The organism is Micromonospora inaquosa (assembly GCF_003857055.1).
Lineage (GTDB): Bacteria > Actinomycetota > Actinomycetes > Mycobacteriales > Micromonosporaceae > Micromonospora > Micromonospora inaquosa.
Map to the genome: position 1 here is coordinate 12,622 of NZ_QGSZ01000134.1, position 26,912 is coordinate 39,533.

The 26,912-nt window shown below is 73.4% G+C and carries 28 protein-coding genes; 14 read left to right on the top strand and 14 right to left on the bottom strand.

The window, feature by feature from the left end; all coding sequences use genetic code 11:
- Positions 1 to 81: 81 nt before the first annotated feature.
- From DLJ59_RS04660 to DLJ59_RS04695, 8 genes are read right to left on the bottom strand one after another with little or no spacing between them, the layout of a single operon-like run.
- Positions 82 to 1,065 carry a DNA topoisomerase IB gene (locus DLJ59_RS04660; protein ID WP_124771272.1) on the bottom strand — a complete coding sequence of 328 codons (984 nt, stop codon included), beginning with the start codon at positions 1,063 to 1,065 and terminating at the stop codon, positions 82 to 84.
- Positions 1,049 to 2,002, bottom strand: a complete 954-nt coding sequence (locus DLJ59_RS04665) for a glycosyltransferase family 9 protein (RefSeq protein WP_124771273.1) — start codon at positions 2,000 to 2,002, stop codon at positions 1,049 to 1,051. Before DLJ59_RS04665 ends, DLJ59_RS04660 begins: the two co-directional genes overlap by 17 nt.
- On the bottom strand, positions 1,999 to 2,700 hold the full coding sequence (locus tag DLJ59_RS04670) for an SDR family oxidoreductase (RefSeq protein WP_124771274.1): 702 nt from the start codon (positions 2,698 to 2,700) through the stop codon (positions 1,999 to 2,001). Before DLJ59_RS04670 ends, DLJ59_RS04665 begins: the two co-directional genes overlap by 4 nt.
- Positions 2,697 to 4,169, bottom strand: coding sequence for a PfkB family carbohydrate kinase (locus DLJ59_RS04675; RefSeq protein ID WP_124771275.1), 1,473 nt, complete (start codon positions 4,167 to 4,169; stop codon positions 2,697 to 2,699). The genes DLJ59_RS04670 and DLJ59_RS04675 overlap by 4 nt, the downstream gene beginning before the upstream one ends.
- Positions 4,170 to 4,185: 16 nt before the next feature.
- Positions 4,186 to 4,878, bottom strand: coding sequence for a D-sedoheptulose-7-phosphate isomerase (locus DLJ59_RS04680; RefSeq protein ID WP_124771297.1), 693 nt, complete (start codon positions 4,876 to 4,878; stop codon positions 4,186 to 4,188).
- Positions 4,875 to 6,092, bottom strand: a complete 1,218-nt coding sequence (locus tag DLJ59_RS04685) for a glycosyltransferase (protein WP_124771276.1) — start codon at positions 6,090 to 6,092, stop codon at positions 4,875 to 4,877. Before DLJ59_RS04685 ends, DLJ59_RS04680 begins: the two co-directional genes overlap by 4 nt.
- Positions 6,077 to 7,051, bottom strand: a complete 975-nt coding sequence (locus DLJ59_RS04690) for a glycosyltransferase (RefSeq protein ID WP_124771277.1) — start codon at positions 7,049 to 7,051, stop codon at positions 6,077 to 6,079. Before DLJ59_RS04690 ends, DLJ59_RS04685 begins: the two co-directional genes overlap by 16 nt.
- On the bottom strand, positions 7,048 to 8,610 hold the full coding sequence (locus DLJ59_RS04695) for an HAD-IIIA family hydrolase (protein WP_208648551.1): 1,563 nt from the start codon (positions 8,608 to 8,610) through the stop codon (positions 7,048 to 7,050). The genes DLJ59_RS04690 and DLJ59_RS04695 overlap by 4 nt, the downstream gene beginning before the upstream one ends.
- Positions 8,611 to 8,871: 261 nt before the next feature.
- On the opposite strand from DLJ59_RS04695, the gene DLJ59_RS04700 reads away from it, so the two are divergent.
- From DLJ59_RS04700 to DLJ59_RS04710, 3 genes are all read left to right on the top strand, one after another.
- Complete coding sequence (locus DLJ59_RS04700; RefSeq protein ID WP_124771279.1) at positions 8,872 to 9,318, top strand: SRPBCC family protein; 447 nt, start codon at positions 8,872 to 8,874, stop codon at positions 9,316 to 9,318.
- Positions 9,315 to 10,316, top strand: coding sequence for an SDR family oxidoreductase (locus DLJ59_RS04705; protein ID WP_124771280.1), 1,002 nt, complete (start codon positions 9,315 to 9,317; stop codon positions 10,314 to 10,316). The genes DLJ59_RS04700 and DLJ59_RS04705 overlap by 4 nt, the downstream gene beginning before the upstream one ends.
- Positions 10,317 to 10,513: 197 nt before the next feature.
- Entirely contained in the window at positions 10,514 to 11,281 is a 768-nt protein-coding gene (locus tag DLJ59_RS04710) for a polyprenol monophosphomannose synthase (protein WP_124771281.1), read from the top strand.
- Positions 11,282 to 11,423: 142 nt separating this feature from the next.
- Here DLJ59_RS04710 and DLJ59_RS04715 read toward each other — a convergent pair whose 3' ends face one another.
- Positions 11,424 to 13,037, bottom strand: a complete 1,614-nt coding sequence (locus DLJ59_RS04715; protein ID WP_124771282.1) for a phytoene desaturase family protein — start codon at positions 13,035 to 13,037, stop codon at positions 11,424 to 11,426.
- Between the two features lie 72 nt (positions 13,038 to 13,109).
- On the opposite strand from DLJ59_RS04715, the gene DLJ59_RS04720 reads away from it, so the two are divergent.
- Positions 13,110 to 14,543, top strand: a complete 1,434-nt coding sequence (locus DLJ59_RS04720; RefSeq protein ID WP_124771283.1) for an aldehyde dehydrogenase family protein — start codon at positions 13,110 to 13,112, stop codon at positions 14,541 to 14,543.
- 72 nt (positions 14,544 to 14,615) lie between these two features.
- Here DLJ59_RS04720 and DLJ59_RS04725 read toward each other — a convergent pair whose 3' ends face one another.
- The gene (locus tag DLJ59_RS04725) at positions 14,616 to 15,017 is read right to left on the bottom strand and encodes a ChaB family protein (protein WP_124771284.1); all 402 of its coding nucleotides are present in this window, start codon (positions 15,015 to 15,017) and stop codon (positions 14,616 to 14,618) included.
- Positions 15,018 to 15,193: 176 nt separating this feature from the next.
- Here DLJ59_RS04725 and DLJ59_RS04730 point away from each other — a divergent pair, with 176 nt between their 5' ends.
- The 4 genes from DLJ59_RS04730 to DLJ59_RS04745 all read left to right on the top strand — a co-directional run bounded on the left by DLJ59_RS04730 (position 15,194) and on the right by DLJ59_RS04745 (position 17,569).
- Positions 15,194 to 16,180 carry a YihY/virulence factor BrkB family protein gene (locus DLJ59_RS04730; protein WP_124771285.1) on the top strand — a complete coding sequence of 329 codons (987 nt, stop codon included), beginning with the start codon at positions 15,194 to 15,196 and terminating at the stop codon, positions 16,178 to 16,180.
- 100 nt (positions 16,181 to 16,280) lie between these two features.
- The gene (locus DLJ59_RS04735) at positions 16,281 to 16,697 is read left to right on the top strand and encodes a DUF2795 domain-containing protein (RefSeq protein ID WP_088947320.1); all 417 of its coding nucleotides are present in this window, start codon (positions 16,281 to 16,283) and stop codon (positions 16,695 to 16,697) included.
- A 52-nt stretch (positions 16,698 to 16,749) separates the two neighbouring features.
- Positions 16,750 to 17,211, top strand: coding sequence for an SRPBCC family protein (locus DLJ59_RS04740; RefSeq protein WP_124771286.1), 462 nt, complete (start codon positions 16,750 to 16,752; stop codon positions 17,209 to 17,211).
- 97 nt (positions 17,212 to 17,308) lie between these two features.
- Positions 17,309 to 17,569 carry a hypothetical protein gene (locus DLJ59_RS04745; RefSeq protein ID WP_124771287.1) on the top strand — a complete coding sequence of 87 codons (261 nt, stop codon included), beginning with the start codon at positions 17,309 to 17,311 and terminating at the stop codon, positions 17,567 to 17,569.
- Here the strand turns inward: DLJ59_RS04745 and DLJ59_RS04750 are convergent.
- Positions 17,527 to 18,879, bottom strand: a complete 1,353-nt coding sequence (locus DLJ59_RS04750; RefSeq protein ID WP_124771288.1) for an MFS transporter — start codon at positions 18,877 to 18,879, stop codon at positions 17,527 to 17,529. The genes DLJ59_RS04745 and DLJ59_RS04750 overlap by 43 nt on opposite strands.
- A gap of 158 nt (positions 18,880 to 19,037) precedes the next feature.
- Here DLJ59_RS04750 and DLJ59_RS04755 point away from each other — a divergent pair, with 158 nt between their 5' ends.
- Entirely contained in the window at positions 19,038 to 19,247 is a 210-nt protein-coding gene (locus DLJ59_RS04755) for a hypothetical protein (RefSeq protein ID WP_030334989.1), read from the top strand.
- Here DLJ59_RS04755 and DLJ59_RS04760 read toward each other — a convergent pair.
- On the bottom strand, positions 19,244 to 19,693 hold the full coding sequence (locus DLJ59_RS04760) for a hypothetical protein (RefSeq protein ID WP_124771289.1): 450 nt from the start codon (positions 19,691 to 19,693) through the stop codon (positions 19,244 to 19,246). The two genes, DLJ59_RS04755 and DLJ59_RS04760, sit on opposite strands and share 4 nt — an antisense overlap.
- Before the next feature lie 162 nt (positions 19,694 to 19,855).
- Between DLJ59_RS04760 and DLJ59_RS04765 the strand changes: the two genes are divergently transcribed.
- The gene (locus DLJ59_RS04765) at positions 19,856 to 20,209 is read left to right on the top strand and encodes a DUF6401 family natural product biosynthesis protein (RefSeq protein ID WP_124771290.1); all 354 of its coding nucleotides are present in this window, start codon (positions 19,856 to 19,858) and stop codon (positions 20,207 to 20,209) included.
- A gap of 68 nt (positions 20,210 to 20,277) precedes the next feature.
- Here DLJ59_RS04765 and DLJ59_RS04770 read toward each other — a convergent pair whose 3' ends face one another.
- Positions 20,278 to 21,087 (bottom strand): mechanosensitive ion channel family protein, encoded by an 810-nt coding sequence (locus tag DLJ59_RS04770; RefSeq protein ID WP_124771291.1) that lies wholly within the window; start codon positions 21,085 to 21,087, stop codon positions 20,278 to 20,280.
- A 198-nt stretch (positions 21,088 to 21,285) separates the two neighbouring features.
- Between DLJ59_RS04770 and DLJ59_RS04775 the strand changes: the two genes are divergently transcribed.
- The 3 genes from DLJ59_RS04775 (at position 21,286) to DLJ59_RS04785 (ending at position 25,530) form a co-directional block, all read left to right on the top strand.
- Positions 21,286 to 23,418, top strand: a complete 2,133-nt coding sequence (locus tag DLJ59_RS04775) for an ATP-binding SpoIIE family protein phosphatase (RefSeq protein ID WP_124771292.1) — start codon at positions 21,286 to 21,288, stop codon at positions 23,416 to 23,418.
- Between the two features lie 32 nt (positions 23,419 to 23,450).
- On the top strand, positions 23,451 to 24,128 hold the full coding sequence (locus tag DLJ59_RS04780; protein WP_124771293.1) for an HAD family hydrolase: 678 nt from the start codon (positions 23,451 to 23,453) through the stop codon (positions 24,126 to 24,128).
- Between the two features lie 106 nt (positions 24,129 to 24,234).
- Entirely contained in the window at positions 24,235 to 25,530 is a 1,296-nt protein-coding gene (locus DLJ59_RS04785; protein ID WP_124771294.1) for a cation:proton antiporter, read from the top strand.
- A gap of 11 nt (positions 25,531 to 25,541) precedes the next feature.
- Here DLJ59_RS04785 and DLJ59_RS04790 read toward each other — a convergent pair whose 3' ends face one another.
- The gene (locus tag DLJ59_RS04790) at positions 25,542 to 26,495 is read right to left on the bottom strand and encodes an NAD(P)/FAD-dependent oxidoreductase (protein ID WP_124771295.1); all 954 of its coding nucleotides are present in this window, start codon (positions 26,493 to 26,495) and stop codon (positions 25,542 to 25,544) included.
- Positions 26,496 to 26,580: 85 nt separating this feature from the next.
- Here DLJ59_RS04790 and DLJ59_RS04795 point away from each other — a divergent pair, with 85 nt between their 5' ends.
- Positions 26,581 to 26,796 (top strand): DUF3072 domain-containing protein, encoded by a 216-nt coding sequence (locus tag DLJ59_RS04795; RefSeq protein ID WP_124771296.1) that lies wholly within the window; start codon positions 26,581 to 26,583, stop codon positions 26,794 to 26,796.
- Positions 26,797 to 26,912: the final 116 nt, after the last annotated feature.

The window sequence follows — 26,912 nt, forward strand, 5'->3', positions numbered from 1 at the left end:
GCGGCCGCCCGGTGGGCACCCCGCTCACGCCCGACGCTCCGGCCCCGTCGCGTTTCCCCCCAGAATCGCCGACGGGGCCGGTCAGGCCCCCTCCAGCAGCTTCAGGACGACCCGCTCCGCCTCCTCGCGAGGCGCCCGCGGATCCACCGACGCCACCACCCCCTCGTGGTAGAGGTCGACCACCCGCGGGTCCACGTACGACGCACGAGCCACCGTCGGCGTGTTGCCCAGCAGCTCCGCCACCTCACGCATCACCGCGACCACCGCCTTGCGCCGGGCGGTCACCGAACGGGCCGGGCCGGCGGTGGCCAACTCGGTGGCCGCCAGCACTGTGGCGTGCCAGGTGCGGAAGTCCTTCGCGGTCATCTCCCCACCGCTGGCGTCGCGCAGGTACCCGTTGACCTCGTCGCTGCGCACGTCGCGCCACTCCCGGCCGTCCCAGTAGCCGAACAGCCGCTCCTCCCGTCGTCGGCGGCGGCGCAGATTGACCAGCACCTGGCACAGCTCCGGGTCCTCGATCCGGCGTACCTGCTCAATGCCACCCTTCGCCGGAAACACGAACACCACGCAGCCGCGCCGGGACCGGGCATGCTCGGGGCGCAGGGTGGACACCCCGTACGTCGGGTCGTCGCCGTTCGCGTACTGGTCGCTGCCGACCCGGAACATCCCCATGTCCAGCAGCCGGGCCACCGTCGCCAGCACCCGGTCCCGGCCCAGTCCACGGCCGTCCAGGTCACGCCCCACCCGCTCGCGCAGCGTGGGCAGCCGTCGGGCCACCTCCAGCATGTGATCGAACTTCGCCTCGTCCTGCTTCTCCCGCCATCGCGGGTGGTAGACGTACTGCTTGCGCCCGGCCGCGTCGATCCCGATCGCCTGGATGTGCCCGTTCGGATGTGGCGCGATCCAGACGTCCTGCCAGGCGGGCGGGATGACCAGCTCCCGCAGGCGGGCCAGGACCTCCGGATCCCGCACCGGGGCCCCGGACGGGTCGACGAAAAGCCAACCCCGTCCGCGACGACGCCGTCCGTACCCCGGCCGACCCGGGTCACTACGCCGCAACCGCACCGGAGACCCGCACCACCCTCTCCACCTCGGCCACCGCGGCCAGCACCTCGTCGAGGCGCAGCGCCGCCATGGTCGGGTGGCTTCCTACCCCGTCCCACCTGGGCCAATCCTCCGCACCGGCCCACAGCACCCGGTGCCGTGGCCGGTCCGGTGGTGGCCCCCAGTGCGCCGGTGGCACCGGCCCGAAGAGGACGACCGACGCGGTGCCGTACCCGGTGGCCAGGTGGGCGACGCCGGTGTCCCCGCTGACCACCAGCCGGGCGTCGGCCACCAGCGCGGCGAGGCCGCCGAGGTCGGTCCGGCCGGCCAGAACGGCGTCCGAGGTCAGGCCCGCGGCGTCGGCCACCCGGGCCGCCAACGCCCGTTCGTCGGCCGAGCCGGTGAGCAGCACCCGGTGCCCCTGGTCGGTCAACGCCCGGGCCAGCGCGGCGAACCGCTCGGCGGGCCACCGCTTGGCCGGGATCTTGCTGCCCGGGTGCAGCACTGTGGCACCGCTGGGCAGCCCCGTTTGCCTGGGCCGACGCAGGCTCAGGTCGGCCCGGTCGGCCGGGATGTCGTACCAGGACAGCAGCCGGCACCATCGGTCCACCTCGTGCTCGTCGACGGCCCACCGCGGGCCGTCGGCACAGCCGGCGTCCGCGTTGGCGAAGGCGAGCAGCCGGCCGGGTCGGGTGGCCGCGAGCAGCCGGTGCGACTGCGGGCCGCGCCCGTGCAGGTTGACCGCGACCTGCGGGGCCGAACCCACCCGCAGGGGTCGGTCCAGCCCGGTGGTGTCCACCAACCGGTCGACGCCGCCGACCAGGTCGACCAGCGGGGCCAGCCAGGCGGGCGCGGCGAGCGCCAACTCCCGCCCGGGGTACGCGGCCCGCAGCGCCCGCAGCGCGGGCACCGCGGTCACCAGATCGCCGACGCCGAGGGCGCGCAGCACGAGGATCACGGGTACGACGTCTCCTGCTCGGCGCAGACCACCATCTCGCGCACCGCGCAACCGGACGGCTGGTTGAGCGCGAACATGATCGCGGCAGCGGTGTCGGTGGGTTCGTTCAGGATCGCGTCCGGCCCCGGCTTGTACTGCGGATCACGTTCGTCGAAGAACGCGGTGCGCATCCCACCCGGAATGAGCAGGGTGACGCCCACCTGACCGGCCAACTCGGCGGCGAGGGCCCGGGTGAAACCCACCACCCCGAACTTCGCCGCGCAGTACGCGGTGGCGTCGCTGACCGCCTTGACGCCCAGGGTGGAGGCGACAGTGACGATGCGGCCCCGAGAGGTCAGCAGGAACGGCAGCGCGGCCCGGATCACCGCCGCGGTGGCCAGCAGGTCGACGGCGACGATCCGGTCCCAGGTCTCCCCCGGCACGTCGGCGAGCCGGCCCGGCACGTCCATGCCGGCGGCGGTGACCACCGCGTCCAGGCCACCCGCCTGCTCGGCGAGATGCTGGGTGGCCACCTCGGCGGCCCGTGTGTCGGCCAGGTCGCATTCGGTCCAGGACACCCCGGCGACCGGCGGCTGCCGGTCCAGCACCAACGGTCGGCCACCGGACGCGGCCACCGCGGCGACCACCGCGGCGCCGAGCCCGCTGGCGCCGCCGGTGACCAGGACGGTGGGCCCGGCACCGGGCCGGGTGGCGGTCATCGGGTCCGCTCCGCGAGCGTGCGGACGATCAGATCGGTGGTGGAGCGACCGTCCAGGTAGGGCACCACCACGGTGTTCCCGCCCCACCGACGCACGACCTCCGCCTCCGGCAGGGCGGCGGTTTCGTCCCCACCACCGGTGGCGTAGTCGCCACCCTTGACCCAGACGTCGGGGCGTACCCAGGACAGCGCCGCGTCCGGGGTCGGCTCGTCGAAGATGAGGACCGCGTCGACGCAGCTCAGTGCGGCCAGCAACCGGCTGCGGTCGTTTTCGGACTGTACCGGCCGATCCGGCCCCTTCAACCCGGCCACGCTGGCGTCGGAGTTCAGGCAGACGATCAGGCAGTCGCCGAGCTGCCGGGCGGCCTCCAGGGTGGCCACGTGCCCGGCGTGCAGCAGGTCGAAGCAGCCGCCGGTCGCCACCACCGTGCCACCCGCGGCGCGTACCTCGTTGAGGAGCGTGGCGACGGCGGCGACCCCCACCCGGTCGGCCACCCCTGCGGTCACCGCGCCGCCTCGCGTTCCCGGCGGCGGGGTTCGCGACCCCGACGAGCGTCCGGTGAGGACCGCGGGCCCCGACGGAGGCAGCGCCGTCGCCACTCCCCCACCCGCCACGTACGCGGACGCCTCGGCGACCGCCACCTGCACCGCCTCGGAGACCAGCGCGCCCTGGGCCAACGCGAGGCTGGCGGCCGCCGCGAACCGGTCGCCGGCACCGCAGGTGTCCCCCTCGGCGCTACCCGGCGTCGGCACCACCAGCGGCGTCGACCCGGCGTGGCACAGCAACGCGCCGTCACCGCCCAACGTCACAGCGACCGCGCCGGCCCGCCAACGCCGCCGCAGCCCCTGCGCGCCGCGCGACGCGGTGGCCAGTCGGGAGGCGCCGGGCAGCGCGGGGACCAGCTCACGCACCTCGGACTCGTTCGGGGTGGCCAGGTGTACGCCGGGCACCGCCGCCGGGCCACGCGGATGCGGATCCCACACCACCGGTGCGCGGGTGGCGGCCAACGCGTCACGCAGCGCGGGCTGCCGGGCCACCCCCCGGCCGTAGTCGCTGACCAGCACCGCCGACGCCGCGGCGATCACCCGGAGCACCTCCTCGGAGGGCTGACCCGGCTCCCCGGACGCGCCACCACGGTCGTGACGCAGCAGCACCCGCCCCCGGGCCCGCAACCGGATCTTCTCCGGCGTCGCGCCGGCGAGGGCCAGGGGGTACACCTGCACGCCGGCGGCGGTGAGCAGAGCGCTCAGCCGGGCCCCGCCGGCGTCGTCGGCGAGCCCGGTCACCAGCACCACCTCGGCACCCTGCGCGGCGGCGAACACCGCCGCCAGGCCGGCGCCCCCCGGTCGGTCGGTGGCCGCGGTCTCGTCGAGCACCGGCACCGGTGAGTCCGGGCAGAGCCGGTTCACCACGCCTTCCACGTCCCGGTCGAGCAGGGTGTCCCCCAGCACCACCACCGGTCCCCTCACGCCTGCCTCCTCATCCTCACGCGTCGACCTGCTGTCCGGTCCCGCCGTCGAGCACCACCTCGACCCCGGTACGCACCGGCGCCGGGCCCCCGGGCACGGGGTGGACGGCCACCGGATCGGCGCCCGCCGCCAGCGCGGCGGGCAACTCCTGTTCGAGGTACTCGCAGAGCAGATGACTGGTCACCAGGTGCAGCTCCTGGACGACCTGGGTGTCCGGGGACGCGACGGCCAGCACGTCGTCACAGGCGTCGGCGAGCGGATTGGGGGCGGCGCCGGTGAGCGCCCAGGTGGTCACCCCGACGTCGTGGGCCGCCCGCGCGGCGGCGATCAGGTTCTGGCTGGTTCCGCTGGTGCTCAGCAGCAGCAGGATGTCGCCGGGGCGGCCGTGGGCGCGCACCTGGCGGGCGTACACGTCGGTGTAGCCGTAGTCGTTGGCGATGGCGGTGAGTGCGCTCGTCTCGGCGTGCAGCGCGATCGCGGACAACGGCTGACGATCGTCACGCAGCTTGCCGACCAGCTCCGCGGTGAGGTGCTGGGCTTCGGCGGCGCTGCCGCCGTTGCCGGCGACGAGCAGACGACCGCCGGCGGCCAGCCGGTGAGCCAGGTCCGCACCCCAGCGCGCCAACTGCCGCTCACACCGCCGGTACGGCACCAGCGCCGCCGCGAGATTCGTCAGGTGGGTGTCGAGCAGGCTGCCCGTCGGCATCAGGCCACCACCCGGGTCGGCCGGCGCACGGCGGCCACCTCGCTGTAGACCTCGACCAGCCGCTCGGCGGTGGCCGCCCACGAGTACCGCGCCCGGGCCCGCTCGCGCGCCGCCGTCGCGTACGCGAAGCGCCTGATCCGGTCGTCGAGCAGCCCTTGGATCGCGGTGGCCAGCGCCCGCGGATCCCGAGCCGGCACGAGGTCACCGGTCGTCCCGTCGACCACGGTGTCCCGGATGCCGCCCACTGCCGTGCCGACGACCGGCACCCCGCAGGCCATCGCCTCCAGTGGGGTCAACCCGAACGGCTCGTACCAGGGCGCCGCGACCAGCAGGTCCGCCGAGCGGTACCAGCGGCCCATCTCCTCCCGGGGCACCGCGCCGACCAGATGCACCCGGTCGGCCACCCCACACGACTCGGCGAGGGCCCGCAGCCGGCGGGCGTACGGGTCGGTCTCCAGCAGCCCTTCGGGTGGGCCGCCGACGACCACGCACTCGGCGTCCGGAACCAGCGCCATCGCCCGGATCACGGTCTGGAAGCCCTTGCGCTCGACCAGCCGACCCACGGTGAGGATCCGGGCCCGTCCCGGTTCCCGGTCGGCGGCCGGCCCGAGCGGGGCGAAGGTGGCGAGGTTGACCCCGGACGGCACCACTGTCATCCGGGACCGGGGCACACCCATCCGGACCAACTCGCCCACCTCGTCGCGGCACTGGGCGACGATCCGGTCCACCGAGCGGCCCAACTCCCGCTCGTAGGAGACCCGTCGGGCCGGGCTGGTGTCCTGCACCCCCTGGTAGCGGCGCTTCACAGTGCCCAACGCGTGGTACGTCTGCACCACCGGCACCCCGGTCTGCCGGCCGGCGGCCAGCCCGGCCAGACCACTCATCCAGAAGTGCGCGTGGATCACCTCAGGCACCCAGTCGCCGCCCCGCCAGCGCTCGATCAGCCAGCGGCCGAACTCCCGCATGTGCGGCAGCAGCGCGTCCTTGGCCACCGGTTCGGCCGGGCCGGCCGGCACGTGCACCACGTCGTACCCGTCCGGGCTGCGGACGGTCACCGGCAGGTCGGGCGCGTCGCGGCGGGTGTAGACCCGCACCTCGTGCCCGGCGGCGGCGAGCGCGGCGGACAGCTCCGCGACGTGCGTGTTCTGGCCGCCGGCATCCTCCCCTCCGAGGACGGCGAGCGGGCTGGCGTGCTCCGAGATCATCGCGATCCGCATACTTCCTCCTCCAGCAGCCGGTCCCAGTCAGCGAGGAAACGGTCGAGGCCGTACCTGTCGCGTGCGGCGGTTCGCGCCGCCGCTCCGGCCTGCCGCGCGGTGGCCGGTTCGGCGATGAACCGGCGGGCGGCGTCGAGCAGGGTGTCGGTCCGGGTGGCGAGCGCCCCCGCCTCCGGGGGCACCGCCATCACCGCCTCGGTGGTGGCGAGCGCGACGACCGGCATACCGATCGCCATCGCCTCGATGAGGCTGAGCCCGAGGGACGTCCACCGGCACAGGTGCAGGTACGCCCGCCGCCGGGCCAGTTCGGCGTGCATCCGGTCCTGGGGCACGTCGTCGTGGCTGGTGAGCCGGTCGGCGGGCAACCCCAGGTGGTCGGCGAGGCCGGCGACGCCCATGCCGAACACGTCCAGCGGTGCGATCTCGGCGAACTGGGGCAGCAGGTCGGTGCCGGTGACCCGACCTCGCCGTACCGGTTCGTTGATCACCACGGCGAGCCGGTCCAGCTCGCCGGTGTAGGACGCGGCGGGGGCGACGATGCCGTGGTCGACCACTGTGGTGCGGCTGGTCCCGGTGTCCCAGAAGATCTGGTTGAACCCGGTGACGTGGGCGATGAGCAGGTCGTCGCGGTCGGCCATCGGGTGACGCGTATTGGGTACGTCGCCCTTGGGGGTGTTGTGCTCGACGTAGATCGCGGGGAGGTCGCGGCCGGGGCGGCGACCAAGCCACTCCTCGGCCCGGTCGATCTCCTCGGGGCGTTGCAGGATGACCAGGTCGACGTCGGCGCGCGGCAGATCCTCCGGGCTGACCTCGACCGCGCTGTCCGGCCACAGGTAGGTGCGGGCCCGGCCGAGGCCGTACGGGCCGCGGTCGGGTGTGGTGGGAATCAGGTAGCGGTGGCTGCCGTGCACGAACGACGTGGTCCAGGAGCCGTGCACGTGCCAGAGCAGGATGTTCATCGGCCGCCACCACCGCTGACGGCGAGCAGCCTAAGCGCGTCGACCACCTGGTCCGGGTCGATGCCGGTGAGGCAGGGGTGCCCGGGGACCGGGCAGTTGGCCGCCCGGGTGTCCCGGCAGGGCCCGGCGGCGTCGCCGAGCCGGACGGCGGGCACCCGGTAGGGCCCCCACTGGCCGAACGGAACGGTCGGCGCGAAGAGACTCACGACGGGCACTCCGGCGGCGGCCGCCAGGTGCGCGGGCCCGGTGTTGCCGACCACGACCGCGCTGGCGTCCGCGACGATCGCGGCCAGCCCGGCCAGGTCGGTGCGACCGCCGAGGTCGGTTCCGCCGGCCGCGGCGACCCGGGCGGTGACCGCGCGCTCGTCCGGGCCCCCGGTGACCAGCACCCGGTGCCCGGCGTCGGTCAACGCCCCGACGATCCGGGTCGCCACCTCGGGCGGGCAGGCCCGGCTCGACGCGGCCGACCCGGGGTGCAGCACCACGTACCCCGGGTCGCCGAGGTCGGCCGGACGCGGCGGCACGGCGTCCCGGCGGAGCCGCAGGACGGGTTCGTCGCCGACGGGCAGCCGGTGACCGGCGGCGGCGGCCAGGGACAGGGCCCGTTCGGGTTCGGGGACGCCGACCGGCACCCGGTGCCGGAGGTCCAGCAGCGAGCCCGGGTAGTCGTCGCTGATCGCCGCGATCCGCTCGATTCCGGCCATCCGCAGCAGCAGCGCGAGCGGCAGGGCGGACTGGTGGAACGAGGTGAACACCACCGCCTGGTCCGCGCCGAGCGCGCCCAGCCGCGCGGTCAGGTCCCGGATGCCCTGCGGATCGACCGGCCCCGGCGCGGGGTCGATCCACGGCAGCGAATGCTCGATGATCTCGTCGACACCGGGCAGCAGGTTGGCGGCGGCCCGACCGCGCGGCCCGCACAACAGCACCACCCGCTCCGCCCCGGCCGCCACGGCGCGGATCGCCGGGCCGGTGACCAGCACGTCACCCGCCGAATCCGAGCGGACCACCAGCGCCGTCCGGACCGGCTCGGTGGGCGCGGTCGAGGGCTGCACGGCCTCTTGGCGGCGCAGGATCTCCGCCACCGCCGCCGGCAGATCGGTGGCCACCCACCCGGCGGCGGCGATCTCCTCCGGCCGGGTCACCGGGGTGGGCACCAGCACCCCCGCCGCCCCGGCGGCCAGCGCCGCGGCGACGTCCCGGCCGATGTCGCCCACCAGCACGCACCGGGACGCGGTCGTGCCCAGCTCACTGGCGGCGGCGTGCACCAGACCGGGCGCCGGCTTGCGGCAGGCACAGCCGTCGGCGTCGTCGTGCGGGCAGACCAGCCACGCGTCGAACCGGCCCAGCAACTCCTCGACGCGGGCGTGCACCGCCCGCATCTGCTCACCGGTGAAGTAACCCCGGGCCAGACCCGACTGGTTCGTGACGACCGCCAGCCGCAGCCCAGCCGCGCGCAGGCGGTCCAGCGCCGCCCGAGCGCCCGGCACCGGCCGCACCTTCTCCGGGTCGCCGTTGTACGGCACGTCCTCGATCAGAGTGCCGTCGCGGTCGAGCAGCACCGCGTCGTACAGGACGGGTCGAGGGCTCGCGACAGACCCGGAACCGGCGCGGTCAGCAGCGGCGTAAACCGGGGCTGACCTGCGCTGATACGGATCCTCCTGGCCCTGTCGCACAGCCGGCGGGTTCCCGGCGCCCCGAGGAGTAAACGTCGTCGTCGAGGCGGCGGGCCAACGCCGCCCCGGGTCGGCCTTACCCGCCGTGCCGGAGAAGCTAACCCCGCCGGCCGTTAGCCCGTGCCGTGCTCCGGGTATGGAATCCCGGTGGCGATTGTGGAGAAAGTGATCGACGCTTCCCCGCAGCAGGTGTTCGACGTGCTCGCGGACGGCTGGACGTACAGCGACTGGGTGGTGGGCACCGCGCACGTGCGGGACGTGGACGACGCCTGGCCCCGGGTGGGCAGCCAACTGCACCACCGTGCCGGGCCGTGGCCGCTCTCCGTGCAGGACGCCTCGACGGTGCTGGTCTGCGAACCGCCGCACCGGCTCGTGCTCAAGGCCGGGCTCTGGCCGGCGGGTGAGGCGATCGTGGCCTTCACCCTCCAACCGGTCGGCGAAGGCGCCACCCGGGTCCGCATCGGGGAGGACTTCGCCGCCGGCCCGCTGCGCTGGGTCCACAACAAGCTCAACGACCTGGTGCTGCACCGGCGTAACCGGGAGACGCTGGCCCGCCTCTCCGACATCGCCACCCGGCAGAAGGGCACGCCGTGACCCGGACCGTGGTGGTGACCGGCGCGAGCGCCGGCGTCGGCCGGGCCGTCGCCCACGCGTACGCGGCGCGCGGCGCCCGGCTGGCGCTGCTGGCTCGCGGCGAGGCGGGTCTGGTCGCCGCCGAACGGGAGTGCCGACTTCGCGGCGCGACCGATGTGCGCCGGTACCGGGTCGACGTGGCCGACGCGGGCGCGGTGCAGCACGCCGCCGACGACGTGGTGCACCGGTGGGGCGGCATTGACGTGTGGGTCAACAGCGCGATGGCCTCGGTGTTCGCGCCGGCCTGGGAGATTGCGGCGCGTGAGTTCCACCGGGTCACCGAGGTGACCTACCTGGGCACGGTGCACGGCACCCTCGCCGCGCTGCGGCACATGCGGGCGCACGGGCGGGGCACGATCGTGCAGGTGGGCTCGGCGTTGGCCTACCGGGGCATCCCGCTGCAGTCGGCGTACTGCGCGAGCAAGCACGCCGTCCAGGGGTTCAACGACTCGCTGCGCGCCGAGCTGCTGCATGACTGCCCGGGGGTGAAGTTGTCAATGGTGCAGCTGCCCGCCGTCAACACGCCGCAGTTCTCCTGGGTCCGTACCCGGCTGCCCCGGCATCCGCAGCCGGTGCCGCCGATCTTCACTCCGGAGTTGGCCGCCCGGGCCATCCTCTGGGCCGCCGACCGCGGCACCAGGGAACTGAACGTGGGTGGCCCGACGTGGCAGGCTCGGCTGGGCGACGTCCTCTTCCCCGGCCTGCTCGACCGGAAGTTGGCCCGCGACGGCTACAACAGTCAGCAGACCGGTGAGGAGATCGACCGGGCGACCTGGCGGGACAACCTGGATCACCCCGGCGATGCGGACACGGACCGGGGCGCGGCAGGTGTGTTCCGCCAACAGGCGCGTGACCGTTCCGCCGCACTCTGGGTCAGCACGCACAAGCCGGCGCTCTCCGGTGTCGCGCTCGCCGTTGCGACGCTCGCCCTCAGCGCGGTCGCTCGCCGTCGGCGCTGACCAGCGCAGGCCCCTGACCAGCGCGAACTCCTGATCAGCGAGCTCCTCAGCAGCGCGAGCTCCGGACCAGGGCGTCAACGCCGGCACACGGTCGGTGACGAGGGTCCGCAACGCCCGGGAGGGGTGCCCCCTCGGAGCGACTGCGGCAAGTGGATACGCTCTGCATGACCCTTGTCCGCAAACCGAGGATGACCGACATGATCAAGCCGGTGCAGTTGCCGTCACCGTGGCGGGACGCACGCCTGACCGTCGTCGTGCCCACGTACAACGAGGCGGGCAACCTGCCGGCGCTGGTCGAGCGGCTGCTCGCGCTGCCGCTGCCGGGGCTGCGCATCCTCGTCGCCGACGACAACTCCCCCGACGGCACCGGGGAGGTCGCGGACAAGCTGGCCATCGAGAACCCCGACCGGATCGAGGTCGTGCACCGCGCCGGTAAGGAAGGCCTCGGCCGGGCGTACGTGGACGGAATGAGCCGGGCGATCGAGGGCGGCGCCGAGTACGTGGCGCAAATGGACGCCGACCTCTCGCACCCGCCGGAGGCGCTGCCGGGGATGCTGGGAGCGCTGCTCTCCACCCAGGCCAGCGTGGTGATCGGTTCCCGGTACGTGCCTGGCGGCGAGCTGGACGAGAACTGGCCGCTCTACCGCCGGGCGCTCAGTGGCTGGGCCAATCTCTACGTGCACACGCTGCTGCGGGTCCGGATCCGGGACCTCACCGCCGGCTTCAAGATCTGGCGGGCCGACGCCCTGCGCGACATCGACCTGGAGCGGGTGCAGTCCAACGGCTACAGCTTCCAGGTGGAGATGCACTACCTCGCCACCAAGCTGGGGCACACCATCCTGGAGGTGCCGATCCGCTTCGAGGAGCGGCGCGACGGCGTTTCCAAGATGACCACCGCGACCAAGGTGGAGAGTGCCCTCATGCCCTTCCGCCTGCGCAGCAAACACCGCAACGTAACCCGCTAAACCCCACCCCACCCCACCCCACCTGGCCTGGCCTGGCCAGGCCAGGCCAGGCCAGGCCTGGGTGATCAAGAGGTTTGCGTCACCGACGGCGGCGAATCTGACGCAAACCTCTTGATCAGCGGGAGGCGGGGAATGGTGGCGGTCAGGAGGTGGTCGGGTAGATGGCGTTGTGGGCGGTGGCGATCGCCGCGGCGTAGGCGCGGCCGGTGAGCGCACGGTCGCGGGCCAGCGCCGCGCGGGCCGCGTTCGCGCCCGGTGCGCCGTGCACACCACCGCCGGGGTGCGCCGACGAGCTGGCCAGGAAGAGCCGGTCCACCGGGGTGTCCGCCCGGCCCAGGCCGGGGATCGGGCGCAGGAAGAGCTGCTGGTACGCGGCGGCGGTCCCGCCGCCGAGCGCGCCGCCGACCAGGCTCGGGTTGCCCGTCTCCAGGTCGGCCGGCCCGGCCACGTGTCGGCCGACGATCAGCTTCCGGAAACCCGGGGCCGCCGCCTCCAGCACGTCCTCCATCCGCTCCACGTGCCCGGCGACCTCGTCGGCCCGCCAGTTCCGCCGAAACGGCAGATGGGTGTACGACCAGAGCGACTCGGTGCCCGGCGGCGAGTGGCTCGGGTCCGCCACCGACATCTGCCCGACCAGCAGGAACGGGTCGCGGGGCAGCTCGCCACGGGCCAACTCGCTGGCGTAGTGGGTGAGCCCGTTCAGGTCCGCACCGAGGTGCACGGTGCCGGCGCCGGCCAGCTGCCGGTTCGTCCAGGGCACCGGCGCGGAGAGCGCCCAGTCCACCTTCAGCGTGGAGCCGTCCCACCGGAAGTGCGCCAGATCCTCCACCAGCCGCGACGGCAGCGCCGCCGGGCCGACCAGGTCGAGGTAGAGCGCCGGCGCCGGAACGTCGGCGAGCACCGCCCGCCGGGCCCGCCACAGCGCGCCGCCGACGGTCCGGACCCCCATCGCCCGGCCCCGCGCGGTGAGCACCCGGTCGGCCCGGGCACCGTAGATGATCACCCCGCCGCGTGCCTGTAGGCGATCCACCAGCGCGTTGGTGATCCGCTGCGCGCCGCCCTCGGGCACCGGCCAGCCGACCTGCTGGCCGAGCATGGCCAGCAGCCAGCCGTACACCCCGGAGCCGGCCTCCTCCGGGGAAAGGTCGGTGTGCAGCGCGCAGCCGGCCAGCAGGGCCGGCCCGCCGGGACCGTCGAAGAGTTCGTCGCCCAGTTTGCGGACCGGCACGACGAGCCGGCGGGCGAGTCGCAGCGCGCCCGCGACACGCAACCGACGCAGCAGACCCACCCCGCCGCGTACCGGCGGGAACGGTGAGGTGATCGCCGTCAGCATCGGCTCGGCCACGTCGAGCCAGTCGGTGTACGCGTTGAGCCAGCGCTTGCCGTCCCCGGGCGCGAACTGCTCCAGCGACGCGGCTGTGACCTCCGGGTCCCGATTGATCACCGCGGCCCGACCGTCCGGGAGCAGGTGCGCCAACACCTCCGGGGCGTGCCGCCACGACAACCCGTGCCGGTCCAGGTCGAGGCCGCCCAGCACCGGTGAGGCGTACCCGAGGGGGTAGAACGAGCTGTAGAGGTCGCTCAGGTAGCCGGGCGCGGTGACCTCGGCGGAGCGGACCGCGCCGCCGGGTGTCGCCGTCGCCTCCAACACCACCACGTCCCAGCCGGCGTCCGCCAGCAGGTTGGCCGCCACCAGGCCGTTGTGACCGGCTCCGACGACGACGGCGTCCGCGCTCTGCGCGGCGGTGGTTGTCATCGGATCCGCCTACCCGGCGCGCAACCGGGCGAAACGCGTTTGCCTCGCCGGGGCCGGGGCATCCAGCGCCGCATGTACACGGTTGCGCAGCTGGTGGGCGGAGTGTGGGGTGCGGGCGGCGACGGCGGCGAACTGGTCGTACGTGATCCGGCGGACGACACGCCGGTGAGCACGGTGCCGGTGGCCACCGCCGACGAGGTGGGCAAGGCGACCCAGGCGGCCCGCAACGCGGCGGCCCATTGGGCGGCGACGGCGCCGGCCGAACGGGCGGCGGCGCTGCACCGGGCCGCGGACGCGGTGGCGGCGGTCATCGACGAGTTGGCCGCGGCGGTCACCGCGGAAATGGGCAAGCCGTTGGCTGACGCTCGCGGCGGCGTCGAGGCGGGGATCGGCACCCTGCGACAGTATGCGGAGTTGGCGCCGCTGCGCGGTGGGCGCACGCTCAACGGCGAAGCCGACGCGCTGGACTTCCTGACCCCGCAGCCGCGCGGGGTGGTAGCGGCGATCACCCCCTGGAACGACCCGGTGGCGGTCTCCTGCGGGCTGCTGGGAGCGGCACTGGTGACCGGGAACGTGGTGCTCTACAAGCCGAGCGAACGCACACCGGCGACGGGTTGGCTGCTGGCCCGAGCCCTGGATCAGGCGTTGCCGGCCGGTGTGTTGTCGCTGCTCACCGGCGGCCCTGAGGTGGGGGCGGCGCTGGCGGCGCAGGAGGTCGACGTGGTGGCGCACGTGGGTTCCACAGCGACCGGTCGGGCGATCGCCGCCGCCGCGGCCCGTACCGGCGCGAAGGTGCTCCTGGAGAACGGGGGCAGTGACCCGTTGATCGTGGACGCGGGCGTCGACCCGGAGTGGGCGGCGGAGCAGGCCGCGCTCGGCGCGTTCGCCAACGCCGGGCAGATCTGCGTGGCGGTGGAGCGGCTCTACGTGCACCGGGAGGTGGTCGACGACTTCGTGGCCGCGTTGGCCCGACGCGCCGAAGCGCTGCGGGTCGGGCCGGGCCGGGACCCGGGCACCGAGCTGGGCCCGCTGGTCGACCGGCGGCATCGGGACCACGTGCACGGACAGGTGGCGGCCGCGGTGGCGGACGGCGCGCGGGTGCGGGTGGGCGGTGAGACGCCGGACGGGCCGGGGGCGTTCTACCCGGCCACCGTCGTCACGGACTGCCGCCACGACATGGCGCTGGTCCGGGAGGAGACCTTCGGGCCGGTCGCGCCGGTGGTGGTCGTCGACTCGTTCGACGAGGCGCTGCGTTGCGCGGCGGACTCCCCGTACGGGCTGGCCGCGACCGTGTTGACCCGGTCGATGAGTCACGCGCAACGGGCCTGGCGGGAGCTGCCGGTGGGCACCGTGAAGATCAACGCGGTGTTCGGGGGTGCGCCGGGGGGTGCCGCGCATCCGCGCCGCGCCAGCGGCCAGGGCTTCGGGTACGGCCCGGAACTGCTGGACGAGTTCACCGCCACGAAGGCGGTGCACATCGAGGCGCCGGGCGGCGGGCACTGGTGAAGCGGTACGGGCGGACGAAGGGGTGGCGCGTCCGCCCGTACCGCATCGGTCGGGTCTGCGGCTCGGCGGCGGTCAGTCGCCGCGGGCCTTGCGGGTGGCCCGGTCGTTGGCCTTCTCGATGGCCGTGACCAACTCCGGTTTGGTCATGCCGGACCGGCCGGGTACGTCGAGTTTGCGGGCCACCGACATCAGGTGGTCCTTTGTGGCGTTGGCGTCCACCCCACCCGCGGTGGGGGCCCGTCGTTCCGGCCCGCCACCGGCGGCCTGCTGGTCGCTGGGGCCCTTGCGGCCCTTCGGCTCCCAGTGGTCGCCCACCTTCTCGAACTGGTGCTTCACCGCGGCGAAGGCGGTACGGTGCGACCGCTCCCCCTCGCCGTAGGTCTCGACCGCCGAGTCGTGCGTCTTCTCCCAGGTGCGCTGCGCCTTCTCCGGGGAGCGTCGCAGCGTGCTGGGCAGGTCTTCGCGCCCGGGCATCTCGTCCTCCTCCGTGTCGACAGGGTCACCGTGACCGTTCCCCGGTGACGCGGCGGCAAACCATAGCGGCGCCGGGCGAGGACTGGGTGGGTTTGTCGATTTCCCCATCCGGGTACCGCCGGGCCAGGCCAGACCGGACGACCGGTCATCCGGCGGCCGGGGCGCAGGGAGCGGGCATGACGACCACGGAGCCCGGTACGACCCTCGACGGCACGGCGGGTGCCCGGGTGCCCCGACGGATACGACAGCTGAGCTGGCGAACCTGGCGCGGGGTGCTGGTCCGCAGCGTGCGGAACTTCGTCACCGACAACTGCTCCGACTGGGCCGCCGCGCTGACCTACTACGGCGTCCTGGCGCTCTTTCCGTCCGCCATCGTGGTGGTGGCGCTGGTCGGCCTGGTCTCCAGGGGCGAGCAGACCGTCGACACGGTGGTGGACCTGGCCAACCAGGTGGGCGCCGGGTCGGTGTTGACCGACGACGAGGACGGCGTGGTCGGGGTGATCCGGTCCGTGGTGCTCGACCAGAGCAACCCCAAGCTGCTGTTGAGCTTCGGCCTGCTCGGCGCGCTCTGGTCGGCGTCGGGCTTCATCGGGGCGTTCACCCGGGCCTCGAACGCGGTGTACGGGGTGACCGAGGGTCGCCCGGTCTGGAAGCTTCGGCCGTTGCAGATCGGCCTGGCGGCGATCACGCTGGTGCTGCTGGCGGTGGTCGCCCTCGGCCTGATCGTCAGTGGGCCGGTCACCGATGCGATCGGCGACCTGATCAACGCCGGTGGTCTGGCTCGCACCACGTGGAGCGTGGCGAAGTGGCCGGTCCTCGCAATGATCGTGATGGTGTTGCTGTCCCTGCTGTTCTGGATCGCGCCGAACGTGCGCCAGCCCCGGTTCCGCTGGCTCACCCCGGGCGGCGCGGTGGCCCTGGTCTCCTGGGCTGCGGCCTCCTTCGGCTTCGGCCTCTACGTGGCCAACTTCGGTTCGTACGACACCACCTACGGCAGCCTCGGGGCGGCCATCGCGTTCCTGGTCTGGCTCTACCTGTCCAACTCGGCGCTGATGCTGGGCGTGCAGATCAACGCCGAGGTGCAGCGCGGGCGACAGTTGCAGGCCGGCGACCCGGACCCGGAGGAACCGGTGCTGCCGCCGCGCCGACCCGCCGACGAGTGAGCCCCCGTTCGACCGCGATGTCCGGTTCGCTGCCGGGCCGAGGGCCGGTTCGTGGCCGGGTGCCGGTTTATCGGGTGGGGTGCCGGGTAGCGCAGAAGGCATGGAGCGTGGCAACAGCAAGCACGGACCGAGGATCGACGAGCAGATGAGTCAGGAGGTCAGCGGCCTGGTACAGGGGCCGGGGACCGGTGGCTCTCGGGTCGATGAGTCGCGGGTGCCGGAGCCGGCCGGTGAGGACCAGCCGGAGACGACCACCGCCCCCGCCGGCGACCTGCGCACCGGCACCCCGCAGGGCATGAGCTCCACGGACGTCGAGCAGCGCAGCCGGCTCGGTCGGTTCATCTCGATGAGCGCGCTGCCGGGCGACCGCCTGGTGCTCATCGCCAGCGCCCGCGAGAACGAGGCGCCGGACGACATCGTGGCGGCGCTGGAACGGCTGCCCGAGGGCACCGTCTACCAGACGGTCTCCGAGGTGTGGGCCGCCCTCGGCAACAAGAACGAAACGACTCGCTGGTGAGTCGGATCGCCCCCGATCCACCAACCCACCAGCGGCTGAAGGAGGTTCCCCGATGAGTGGCGTTACCGAACATGTTGATGTTTCCGTCCCCGTACGCACCGCGTACGACCAGTGGACGCAGTTCGAGGAGTTCCCCGAGTTCATGGAGGGTGTGCGGGAGGTCCGTCAGCTCTCCGACACGATGACCCACTGGACGGTGGACATCGCCGGCGTGAAGCGCGAGTTCGACGCTGAGATCACCGAACAGCTCCCCGACGAGCGGGTCGCCTGGCGTTCCACCGGCGGCACCCAGCAGGCCGGCGTGGTGACCTTCCACCGACTGGACCAGGACAAGACCCGGGTCACCCTGCAACTCGAGTTCGAGCCGCACGGTGTCGTCGAGCAGGCCGGCGACAAGCTCGGCATCGTCGACCGGCGGGCCAAGGGCGACCTGGAACGGTTCAAGACCTACATCGAGCGGCGTGGTCAGGAGACCGGCGCCTGGCGCGGGCAGGTGGACCGCGCGCAGCCGTGACCGTGAACTGTGACCTGCGATGGCCGCCGGGATTCCCGGCGGCCATCGCCGTACCCGAGTCCGTTTGCGATCATCGGGCCCGGGTACGGCTGTAGGTATGACCGACGACAAGATCAGGGTGTGGCGGGACGAGGAGCGGCTTCCGCTGGAGGAGTTGGAGCGGGCCGTGTCGGGCTCCAGCCTCGACGGGCAGGCCGACGACGTGACGGGCAGCGACGCTGGCGAGGAGGCCACCTTCGGGCACGGGCCGGCCGCTTCGGACCGGGACGGGCAGGCCCGGGGCAACACCCGGGAGGCCACCGACCCGCAGCGCGCCTACCGCCCGTCCACCACCGGCCGCACCGGACCGGACGTCTGACCCTCGCTCTTGGGTCGGGCCGGCACAGCCGGTACAGCCGGCACAACCGGTACGGGCGGCACAGCCGGCACAGCCGGTATGGGCGGCTCGGCGGTGGGTCGGCGCGCACCCCACTCGTAGAGCGCGATCAGCGCCAGCGCGAGCGCCAGCAGGGCCGAGCCGAGCACCTGCACCGACGTGTTGCCGATCAGCACGCCCAGCCCGGCCGGGACGAGCGCCGCGCCAATGCCCGCGGCACCGATCTGCAGCCCGATGGCCCGATCCGCGTGCGCCACGCCGACCCGTTCGGCGGTGGTGAGGGTGAGTAGCGGAAACACCGGCGCGGCGGCGAAACCGACAACGACCAGGCCGAGCACCGCCAGGGCGGCCGGCCCGGGAACGGCGATCAGCGCCGCACCAACGGCCATTCCGGCCAGGCTGACGCGCAGCACCAGCCCCGCCCCCAGGCGCTCGGCCACCAGACCCTGCACGACCCGGCCGACGAAGAGGCTGCCCCAGTACGCGGAGACGCAGCCGCCGGCCACCGCCGCGCTGAGCCCGCGCCCCTCGGTCAGCAGCAGGAACGCCCACAGCCCTGCGGACACCTCGATCGCCACGTACAGCACGAAGGCGAGCGTCCCCGACCAGACCGCCGGCAGCCGCAGCGTGTCCCGAATCGCCACCCGGACGATCGGTGTCGGCCCGGCCTCCCCGGCGGCGAGCCCGGTCTGGCCCGCGGCGCCCGCGTCGGCGCTGGCCGGAACGCCGCGGTGCCAGGCCCGCACGGTGAGCGCGAACGCGGTGGCGAGGAGGAGTTGGGCGGCGGCCACGATGCCGTACCCCCAGCGCCAGGTGAGCCCGGTGCTCAACACCCCCGTCATGATCAGTGGGCCGATGGCCACGCCGAGACCGAAGAAGGCGTGCAACCAGTTCATGTGGCGGGGCCCGAAGGCCCCGGCGGCGTACGCGTTGAGCCCGGAGTCGACGGCGCCGGAGCCGAGCCCGAGCACCAGGGCACAGCCCACCAACACCGCCAGCACCGGGCTCATCGAGTAGCCGGTCAGCGCCAGGCTGGCCAGCAGGGTGCTGCCGGCGAGCAGGGCGCCCACGCCGACCCGGGCCAGCGTGAAGCCGGCCAGCACGCTGGAGGTGAGGTAGCCGACGGTGCCGGCGGTGAGCACCCACCCGACCGCCTCGGTCGGCACGTCGAAGTCGGCCCGGATCGAGGGCCAGCCGACGCCGAGCAGGCCGTCGGGCAGGCCGAGACTGACGAACGCGAGGTAGGCCAGCAGGAGCAGTGAGGCGCGGGGGCGCGCGGGCGGGGTGGACACGAGGCACCATCCTGCCGCAGGGGCACCCTAACGCCGTCGGCACCCGATCGCCCACCGCGCGAAGAAGTCGTGTCCGTACGGTCGGGAAAACGGGCAGCTCATCCAGAATCGGCCGATCGGAGGACGGCAAGCCGGCAGGTTCGCGTAAGAATTTCGGGATGCATCAAGGCTCCGGAATCCTCTCCACGCGTCAGCGACGGCTCGCCTGGCTCGGCTTTCTGCTCGCCGCGCTCCAGGCGCCCGTGTCCGCTTGGCTCGTCACCGACGAGTCGTGGCTGTTCAGCCTCTGCGTCGCGCTGATGGTGGCCACGGTGATCATCGCTGATGACGCGGCACGGCGACGCCCGGCCGACGCGACCAGCGACTAGCCTCCGCCGCCCGGCCGGGCCTCGTGACCCGGCCGGCCCCGGCTCCGGCGGTGTTCCTTCATCTCCGCCTCGTAGAGGTGGCGCCGCCCGCCCACCAACTCGTCGCGGGCCTGTTGGTCCAGCTCCCGGAACAGCGCGTGGTAGCCGTCGTCGAAGTCCTCGACGATCTGGAACGTCCACCGCCCGGCGATGACGTTACGGCCGCGCAGCTCCGTGGCGATCCGGTCGGCGAGGTGCGGATGCCCGGCCGAGCGAAACTGCTCCACCGCGTCGTCCAGCATCAGGTCGGCATGGCCGATCAACTGGTGCATCGAGTAGAGGTGCCCCCGGGCCCGCTCCACACACTCCAGCGCCTCGCTGAGCTTGCCGAGCGCGGCGACCGTCGCGTCGCTGACCCCGTCCGGCCGCCGGTGCCGCTCGTCGGGTCCATCCGTCTGCTGTCCCATCCGCGCCTCCGTGCCGGGTGCCGCCGTCCGTGGGTGGTTCTCCTGGTGCCCCGTCTGTGCCGGATCAACCCCCCAGGTCAGCGGCGATCGCCCAGTGGCGCAGCCGACATCCACCGAGTGGACGAGGTCGACGAGGTCACCGGTCGGTTAGCCTCGGTCACCATGCGTGTGCCGTTCAACCGGGTCGCCTCCCGTACCGTCGTCGACTCGGCGCGGTCCACCCTGGCCGCCCTCACCGTCTCCGTGGGCACTGTCGGGCTCGCCGCCGCCGCCGCGCGACCGGGGCTGCTGGCCCTGGTCGACCAGCACGCCGCGGCCATCCGGGACAGCCTCGATGGTGACCGCACGCCGCTGACCTCCGCGGCGCTCGCCGGCTACGCCGAGGGGGTGCGCGCCGCCGCACTGGAGCACGGGTGGACACCGCCCAGCGGGCCGGTCGACTGGAGCAGCCCGGAGTGGCTGCTCACCCGGCTGCTCGCGGTCTGCGCGCTGGCCCGCGCACTCGACCGGGACTGACCAACGAAGGGAGGGCACCCCGCGTCGTACGCGGAACACCCTCCCCAATCGTCGTGCCGTTACTCCCGCTACGAGCGGTACTGCTGGGCTTCGTCCACCTGGGGCATGGCCTGGGTGCGGTCACCCCCGCGGTCGGCCATCTGCCGCTCCACGTCGCTACGCCCGGCCGACGCGGCCTGACGCTGCTGCTGCACCGCGCGCGCCTCCTGGGCCGCCCGCTGCAACCAGCCGTCCCAGCGGTTCTGCATCGGCTTCACGAGACCACCGCCGACACCGACGATCAGGATGCCGGCCACCGTGGCGAGCACCGCGATCAGCACCGGAGTGGTCACCGTGGTGGCGATACCCACCTGGTTCAGGGCGGCGATCACGCCGAGCGCGATGATGAAGATCGCCGTCAGGTCGGCCAGGACCTTGCCGTACGAGAGCCCGCCCAGCGCCCCGGTGACCAGATCCCGCACCGCGTTGGCGATCGCGGCCGCCACCACCACGATGACGATCGCGATGAACGCGCGCGGCAGCCAGGCCACCACGCCGCTGATCAGGTCACTGATCGCGTTGGGCCCCCAGACTCCGAAGGCGAACTGCAGCGTGAACAGCAGTACGGCGTAGTACGCCAGTCTGGCCAGAATGTCGCTGGCGTCGTACTTCGTTCTCTCCAGGGCCCGTTTGATGCCACCGCGTTCGACCGCCTGGTCGAAGCGCACCCGTTCCAGCACCGTATCCACGATCTTGAGGACGGCTCTGGCGATGAGCCAGCCGACCACGAGGATGACGATGAAGGCCACTGCCTTCGGGATGAAGAGCAGCACCGACCTCCAGGTGTCGGCGATGGCATCGCCGATGTCGGCCTGCCGGACCGCGAGGGTTTTCAGCATGATGTCCCTCCTGTCGCATGGACTGCGCCGGGCGCTTACCCGGCAACCGGTCCGGCAGTCCGCGCGACGCGCGGCGTTTTTCGCGACAGACCTCCGGACGAGGGCCCTGAACTGCCCGAACGACCACCGCGAGGGACGCGGCGACGGCCCGCCGCCGCGCTCGGATGCCTTTTCCGTTCGGCCGACTAGGCTGCGAACATGCCAGGAACGGTCGGGCGGGTCCCCACGCCAGCAACTCCGGGCCCGAGCGCACCCACCGGGTCCGGCCCGACTGTCGGCCTGCTCGCCCACGACTGGGCCAACACCCCGCTGGGCCCGGTCGACGGATGGGACGCCGCCCTCCGGGCCGTGGTGGAGCTGATCCTCGCCTCACCGATGCCGATGGCCCTGGCGTACGGCGACGACCTCGTCCTGCTCTACAACGCCGGCTACGCCGAATTGTTGGGCACCAAACACCCGAGCGCCTTCGGCCGCCCGGCCGCCGAGGTGTTCGCGGAGATCTGGGCGCTGCCCGGCGTCGGCGCGGTGATCGAGCGCAGCTACCGGCAGGGCGTGCCCTACCTGGAGAAGGAGTCCACCCTGCCACTGGTCCGCGGGAACTCCGCGACGGTGGAGCAGGCCGTCTTCACCCGGGGCTACTCGCCGGTGCGCGACAGCGACGGGCAGATCGTCGGCGTCTTGACGGTGGCGGCCGAGACCACCCACGTCACCGGGCAGTTGCAGAGCCTCAGCGAGGTGGCCGCGGCGCTCGCCGGCACCCTCACCCTCGACGACGTGGCCCGGGTGGCGTTGCGGTACGCGATCACCACCTTCGACCCCGACCAGGCCGCGTTCGCGGTCGACGAGGGCGGCGGTGGCTGGCGCATGGTGCGTCGGGTCCGTGGCGAGTTGCTGGACGAGGCCGACGAGCGGCTTCCCCCGCTCTGGCGGCGCGCACCGACGGACTGGCCGGCCCCGGTGGTGCAGGCGGCCCGCTCCGGCGGCCCTTCGTTCACCCGTGACGGGCAACCACTGCGCGACACCGCTGTGGACCGCCACGACCAGAAGATCCGCGCGATGGCGGCCCTGCCCCTGGGCACCTCGGTGGTCCGCGGCGGGCTGGCGGTCGGCTACCAGATGCCGCACACCTGGGGACCCGCCGAGCGGGCGCTGTTGGCCGCCTCGGCAGAGCTGATCGGCCAGGCCGCGGAGCGGGCCCGCCGGTTCGAGACCCAGCACGGCACTGCCCAACTGTTGCAACGCAGCATGTTGCCGGAGCACCTGCCGGATCTGCCCCGGCTGCGGATCGCGGCCCGCTACGACCCGGGTGTGGACGGCAACGCGGCCGGCGGCGACTTCTACGACGCGTTCCTGCTGCCCAACGGCTCGCTCGGCGTGGTGCTGGGCGACGTCGCCGGGCACGACGTGCAGGCCGCCGCGCGGATGGGGCAGGTCCGGGCCGCGCTGCGCGCCCTAGCCCTGGCCGACTCGGCGCCCGACGCGGTCCTGGCCGGCCTGGACCGGCTGGTGACCAGCCTCGGCGCGGAGGCCGGCACCCACGAACTGTTCGTCACCGTGGCGTTCGGGGTGATCGACGCGGAGCGGCGGGAGCTGACTCTGTCCAGCGCCGGTCATCCCGCGCCGCTGATCCGCCGCGGCGACCCGGATGGCCGGTTTCACGCCGAGTACGTCGACGTTCCGCCCGGGCCGCCGCTGGGGCTGGGCGGCCGGGCGGGCATCACGACTGTCGCGTTCCGTCCCGGTGACACCCTGTTGCTGTTCAGCGACGGGGTGGTGGAGCGTCGCCGGCAGAGCCTGAGCGCCGGGCTGACCACCCTGAGCGACGCCATCGCCAAGGCCGGCAGTGGCGACCCGCGCGCGCTCTGCGCGGTGGCCACTGCGGCGGTCCCGGGCGGCACCGAGGACGACGTGGCCGTGCTGGCCGTCGAGCACGCGCTCAAACCGAGTCGTTCGGCGAGCATGGAGGTACCCGCCGAACCGACCGCGCCCAGCCGGGTCCGGCACTGGCTGACCGGCCAGCTCACCGAGTGGCAGGTGCCCGAGTCGATAATCGGGGCGGCGGTGCTCTGCACCAGCGAGCTGACCACCAACGCGTTGCTGCACGCCGGCACGGCCGCCCGGGTGGAGATCGATCTCAGCGCCGAGCGGTTGCTCGTCTCGGTCGCGGATTCCGGCACCCGGGGCACCGTGACCCGGGCCCGTACCGACACGTTGAGCAGTCGTGGGCGCGGCCTCGGCCTGATCGAGGAGCTCAGCGACGCCTGGGGCACCGACCCGTCGGTGCGCGGTTCCACGGTCTGGTTCGAAATCCTCACGCCGCCGCACCCGTGAGACCACCCCCGGGACGGGGTAGGAGGACGCCCATGGCTACCGACCGGCTCGCCGGAGTCCTCTTCGACGTCGACGGAACCCTGGTCGACACGACCTACCTGCACACCGTGAGCTGGTGGGAGGCGCTACGGCAGTCCGACCAGCCGGTGCCGATGGCGATGGTGCACCGCTCGATCGGGATGGGGTCGGACAAACTCCTCGACCACCTTCTCGGCCCAGAGCGGGACCGCGACGCCGACTCGAAGCTGCGCGACGCGCACGACACCCTTTACGCCGAGTACTGGGAACGACTCACGCCGCTCCCCCGGGCGGCGGACCTGTTGCGCGCCTGCGCCGAGCGGGGGTTGCGGGTGGTGCTCGCCACCTCCGCCTCCGGGCCTGAGGTGGCCGCGCTGCGTCGGGCGTTGGCCGCCGATGACGTGATCGACACGATCACCTCCGCCGAGGACGCCCAGCAGAGCAAGCCGGCACCGGACATCCTGGTCGCCGCGCTGGAGCAGTCCGGGTTGGCCGCCGAGCGGGTGGTCTTCGTCGGTGACTCGGTGTGGGACGTCGTCGCGGCCGGGGCGTTGAACATTCCGTGTGTGGGCCTGACCTGCGGTGGGACCAGCCGCGGCGAGCTCGCCGGCGCGGGTGCCGTGGCGGTGTACGACGACCCCGCCGCGCTGTTGATCGAACTGGCGGACTCGCCGCTCACCCGACCCCGGTAAGGAACACCGCGGTTCACCGCCACGTACACGCTTAGCCGGAGCCCTTGCGGGGCAAGGTCTGTCACCACCTGCCCGCGCGTCGCGGGTGCGGCGGAAGGGTGGTGTCGTGGAGCCGGTAGATGTGGCGTTCGCGCTGGTGGGCCTGGGCGCTCTGCTTGCAGGCATCCTGCCGCGGGTGTTGGAGCGGCGACCGCTGTCCATGCCGATCGCCTTTCTCGCCCTCGGCATGCTGGTGTTTCTCCTGCCGGTCGGGCTGCCGTCACCGGACCCCCTGGCCCACCCGGAGCTGACCACCCACCTCACCGAGATCGGGGTGATCGTCGCGCTGATGGGCGCGGGGCTGAAGATCGACCGGCCGTTGAGTTGGCGGCGGTGGTCGTCCACCTGGCGGCTGCTGGCGATCGCGATGCCGTTGTCCATCGCGGCGGTGGCCCTGCTCGGCTGGTGGTGGGCGGGGCTGGTGCCGGCCGCCGCGCTGTTGTTGGGTGCCGCGCTGGCCCCCACCGATCCGGTGCTCGCCGCCGACGTGCAGGTCGGCGAGCCGACCGACGTGGAGGATTCCGAGGACGAGGTCCGGTTCGCGCTGACCTCCGAGGCCGGCCTCAACGACGGGCTGGCGTTCCCGTTCGTCTACGCCGCCATCGCGATCGCCTCGACCAGCCTCGCTCCGCGTGACTGGTTCGCCGAGTGGTTCACCGTGGACGTGCTCTGGAAGATCAGCATCGGCGTCGGCGGTGGGCTGCTCATCGGCTGGTTGCTCGGCAAGCTGTTCTTCCGCGCCCCCAGTGAGCTGCGACTGGCCCGGCACGCCGAGGGGTTCCTGGCGCTGGCTGCCACGTTTCTGGCGTACGGGCTGGTGGAGGTCGTCGGTGGGTACGGCTTCCTGGCGGTGTTCGTGGCCGCGCGGGCCATCCGGGCCGCCGAGCGAACCCACGAGTTCCACTCGGTGCTGCACGACTTCGCCGAGCAGGTCGAACGGTTGCTCACCCTGGTGCTGTTGCTGCTGCTCGGCGGCGCGATCGTGGGTGGCCTGCTGGGGCCGCTGACCTGGCCGGCGGCTGCCGTCGGGTTGGCCCTGGTGTTCCTGGTCCGGCCGCTGATCGGCTGGTTGTCGCTGCGCGGCGCGCCGGGACGCCCGGCCGAGCACTGGGTCATCTCGTTGTTCGGCATTCGCGGCGTCGGCTCGTTCTACTACCTCGCGTACGCCACCACCAAGGCCGACTTCCCGCAGGCCGAGCTGCTCTGGTCGACCGTCGGGCTGGTGGTGCTCGTCTCCGTCGTGGTGCACGGCATCACGGCGACCCCGGTCATGCAGCTGCTCGACCGGGAGGGAGAGCGGACCTCCGACCCGACCGAGCGGGACGCCGAGGCGCGACCGGTCGCGGCGGCCGGGCACGCCTGAGCACCTGCGCCTCAGGCCAGCCGGGCGGCCAGCGCACGGCCCAGGTCCCGGCCGGAGCGCCAGGCGCTCTGCACCCGGGGCTTGCCGAACGCGTCGCCGGCCAGACCGATCCCGTCGGCGTCGAGGTGGTGGGTGGCGGCGCCGGCGGCGCTGGTCGGCTTCGCGTACGTCCAGCGGTGCACGTGCACGTCGACGGCCTGCTCGGGCAGACCGAGCAGATCCCGGACGGCCTGCTCGATCGCCGGGCCGGCCCCGGTGGGTTGGGCCAGGTGCCCGGCCGCGAACTCCGGCACGGTGTGCGCGACCAGCACCGGGGCGGCGTCACCGCGTCGATCGCCGTCGTCGCAGACGAGGTTGAGGACCGGGTGTTCGTTGACGAACGCACCCCGGAAGCCCGACCAGCGCCGGTGCGGGAAGCGCAGCACCGCGGCCAGCGACGGCGACCAGCGCTGCGCCTGCACGACCCGGGTGGCGTCGGTCAGGGCCGGGTCGAGCAGCAGTGCGGCCTGCGGGCCCGGCATGGCCAGGGCGACCGCCGCGCACGGCTCCCCGTCCACGATCGGGCCGGGCTCCACGCTGAGCACCAACCGGTCGACGGTCACCGGCACCGTGCCGGCCAGGTGCTCGACCAGCGACCGCAGCCCACCGGGGGCGGCGAAGCGCATCGGTCCGGCCACCTCGCGGTTCCCGCTCCGGTCGTACGCCCGGAAGGTGTCGGTCCACTCGCGGACCAGCCCGGCGGCGCGCCACTGCTCGACGAGTGCGGCGAAGTCCGGGTCGGTGGCGGTGAAGTAGGCGGCGCCGATGTCCGCGGGCCGCCCCTGGAAGCGTTTGCTGGCCATCCGGCCACCGCGGACGTGCCCCCGCTCGCGGACCTGCACCGGCACCCCGGCCCGGGTCAGCTCGACCGCGCAGGCCACCCCGGCGATGCCCGCCCCGACCACCACGACGCTCGACCGGTCCATCCGATGATCGTAGGCGGCGGTCGGCGGGCATGAACCACCGATGATCGGGGTACTGGCACACCTGTTCGAAGAGAGGGTGATGACGATGACGGACCGCAGCAACGAGCACGCCGACCCGCGCGGCGCGATCAAGGACCCCGACGAGTGGGTCACCGGCGACGAGCCGCCGACCGCGGCGCAGGAGTCCTACCTGAACACGCTGGCCCGGGAGGCCGACGCGGACGTCCCGGACGACCTGACCAAGGCCGAGGCGTCCAAGCAGATCGACGAACTGCAAGCCAAAACCGACCGAGGCCAGTGATCCCACCGCGATCTTGCACTTTCTGTCGCGACAAAAGTGCGCACAAGGCACAAACCATCGACAGCAAGTGCAAGATCGCGGTGGGATCACTGGCCTCGGTCGGTTTTGGCTTGCAG

Coding starts and splice junctions, on each gene's coding strand:
- DLJ59_RS04725 (WP_124771284.1), bottom strand. CDS start 15,017: ATGCCCGGGCGCGAAGACCTGCCCAGCACGCTGCGACGCTCCCCGGAG.
- DLJ59_RS04775 (WP_124771292.1), top strand. CDS start 21,286: ATGCCAGGAACGGTCGGGCGGGTCCCCACGCCAGCAACTCCGGGCCCG.
- DLJ59_RS04795 (WP_124771296.1), top strand. CDS start 26,581: ATGACGGACCGCAGCAACGAGCACGCCGACCCGCGCGGCGCGATCAAG.
- DLJ59_RS04685 (WP_124771276.1), bottom strand. CDS start 6,092: ATGCGGATCGCGATGATCTCGGAGCACGCCAGCCCGCTCGCCGTCCTC.
- DLJ59_RS04740 (WP_124771286.1), top strand. CDS start 16,750: ATGAGTGGCGTTACCGAACATGTTGATGTTTCCGTCCCCGTACGCACC.
- DLJ59_RS04720 (WP_124771283.1), top strand. CDS start 13,110: ATGTACACGGTTGCGCAGCTGGTGGGCGGAGTGTGGGGTGCGGGCGGC.
- DLJ59_RS04670 (WP_124771274.1), bottom strand. CDS start 2,700: ATGACCGCCACCCGGCCCGGTGCCGGGCCCACCGTCCTGGTCACCGGC.
- DLJ59_RS04735 (WP_088947320.1), top strand. CDS start 16,281: ATGGAGCGTGGCAACAGCAAGCACGGACCGAGGATCGACGAGCAGATG.
- DLJ59_RS04690 (WP_124771277.1), bottom strand. CDS start 7,051: ATGAACATCCTGCTCTGGCACGTGCACGGCTCCTGGACCACGTCGTTC.
- DLJ59_RS04760 (WP_124771289.1), bottom strand. CDS start 19,693: ATGGGACAGCAGACGGATGGACCCGACGAGCGGCACCGGCGGCCGGAC.
- DLJ59_RS04730 (WP_124771285.1), top strand. CDS start 15,194: ATGACGACCACGGAGCCCGGTACGACCCTCGACGGCACGGCGGGTGCC.
- DLJ59_RS04780 (WP_124771293.1), top strand. CDS start 23,451: ATGGCTACCGACCGGCTCGCCGGAGTCCTCTTCGACGTCGACGGAACC.
- DLJ59_RS04745 (WP_124771287.1), top strand. CDS start 17,309: ATGACCGACGACAAGATCAGGGTGTGGCGGGACGAGGAGCGGCTTCCG.
- DLJ59_RS04765 (WP_124771290.1), top strand. CDS start 19,856: ATGCGTGTGCCGTTCAACCGGGTCGCCTCCCGTACCGTCGTCGACTCG.
- DLJ59_RS04755 (WP_030334989.1), top strand. CDS start 19,038: ATGCATCAAGGCTCCGGAATCCTCTCCACGCGTCAGCGACGGCTCGCC.
- DLJ59_RS04710 (WP_124771281.1), top strand. CDS start 10,514: ATGATCAAGCCGGTGCAGTTGCCGTCACCGTGGCGGGACGCACGCCTG.
- DLJ59_RS04770 (WP_124771291.1), bottom strand. CDS start 21,087: ATGCTGAAAACCCTCGCGGTCCGGCAGGCCGACATCGGCGATGCCATC.
- DLJ59_RS04790 (WP_124771295.1), bottom strand. CDS start 26,495: ATGGACCGGTCGAGCGTCGTGGTGGTCGGGGCGGGCATCGCCGGGGTG.
- DLJ59_RS04715 (WP_124771282.1), bottom strand. CDS start 13,037: ATGACAACCACCGCCGCGCAGAGCGCGGACGCCGTCGTCGTCGGAGCC.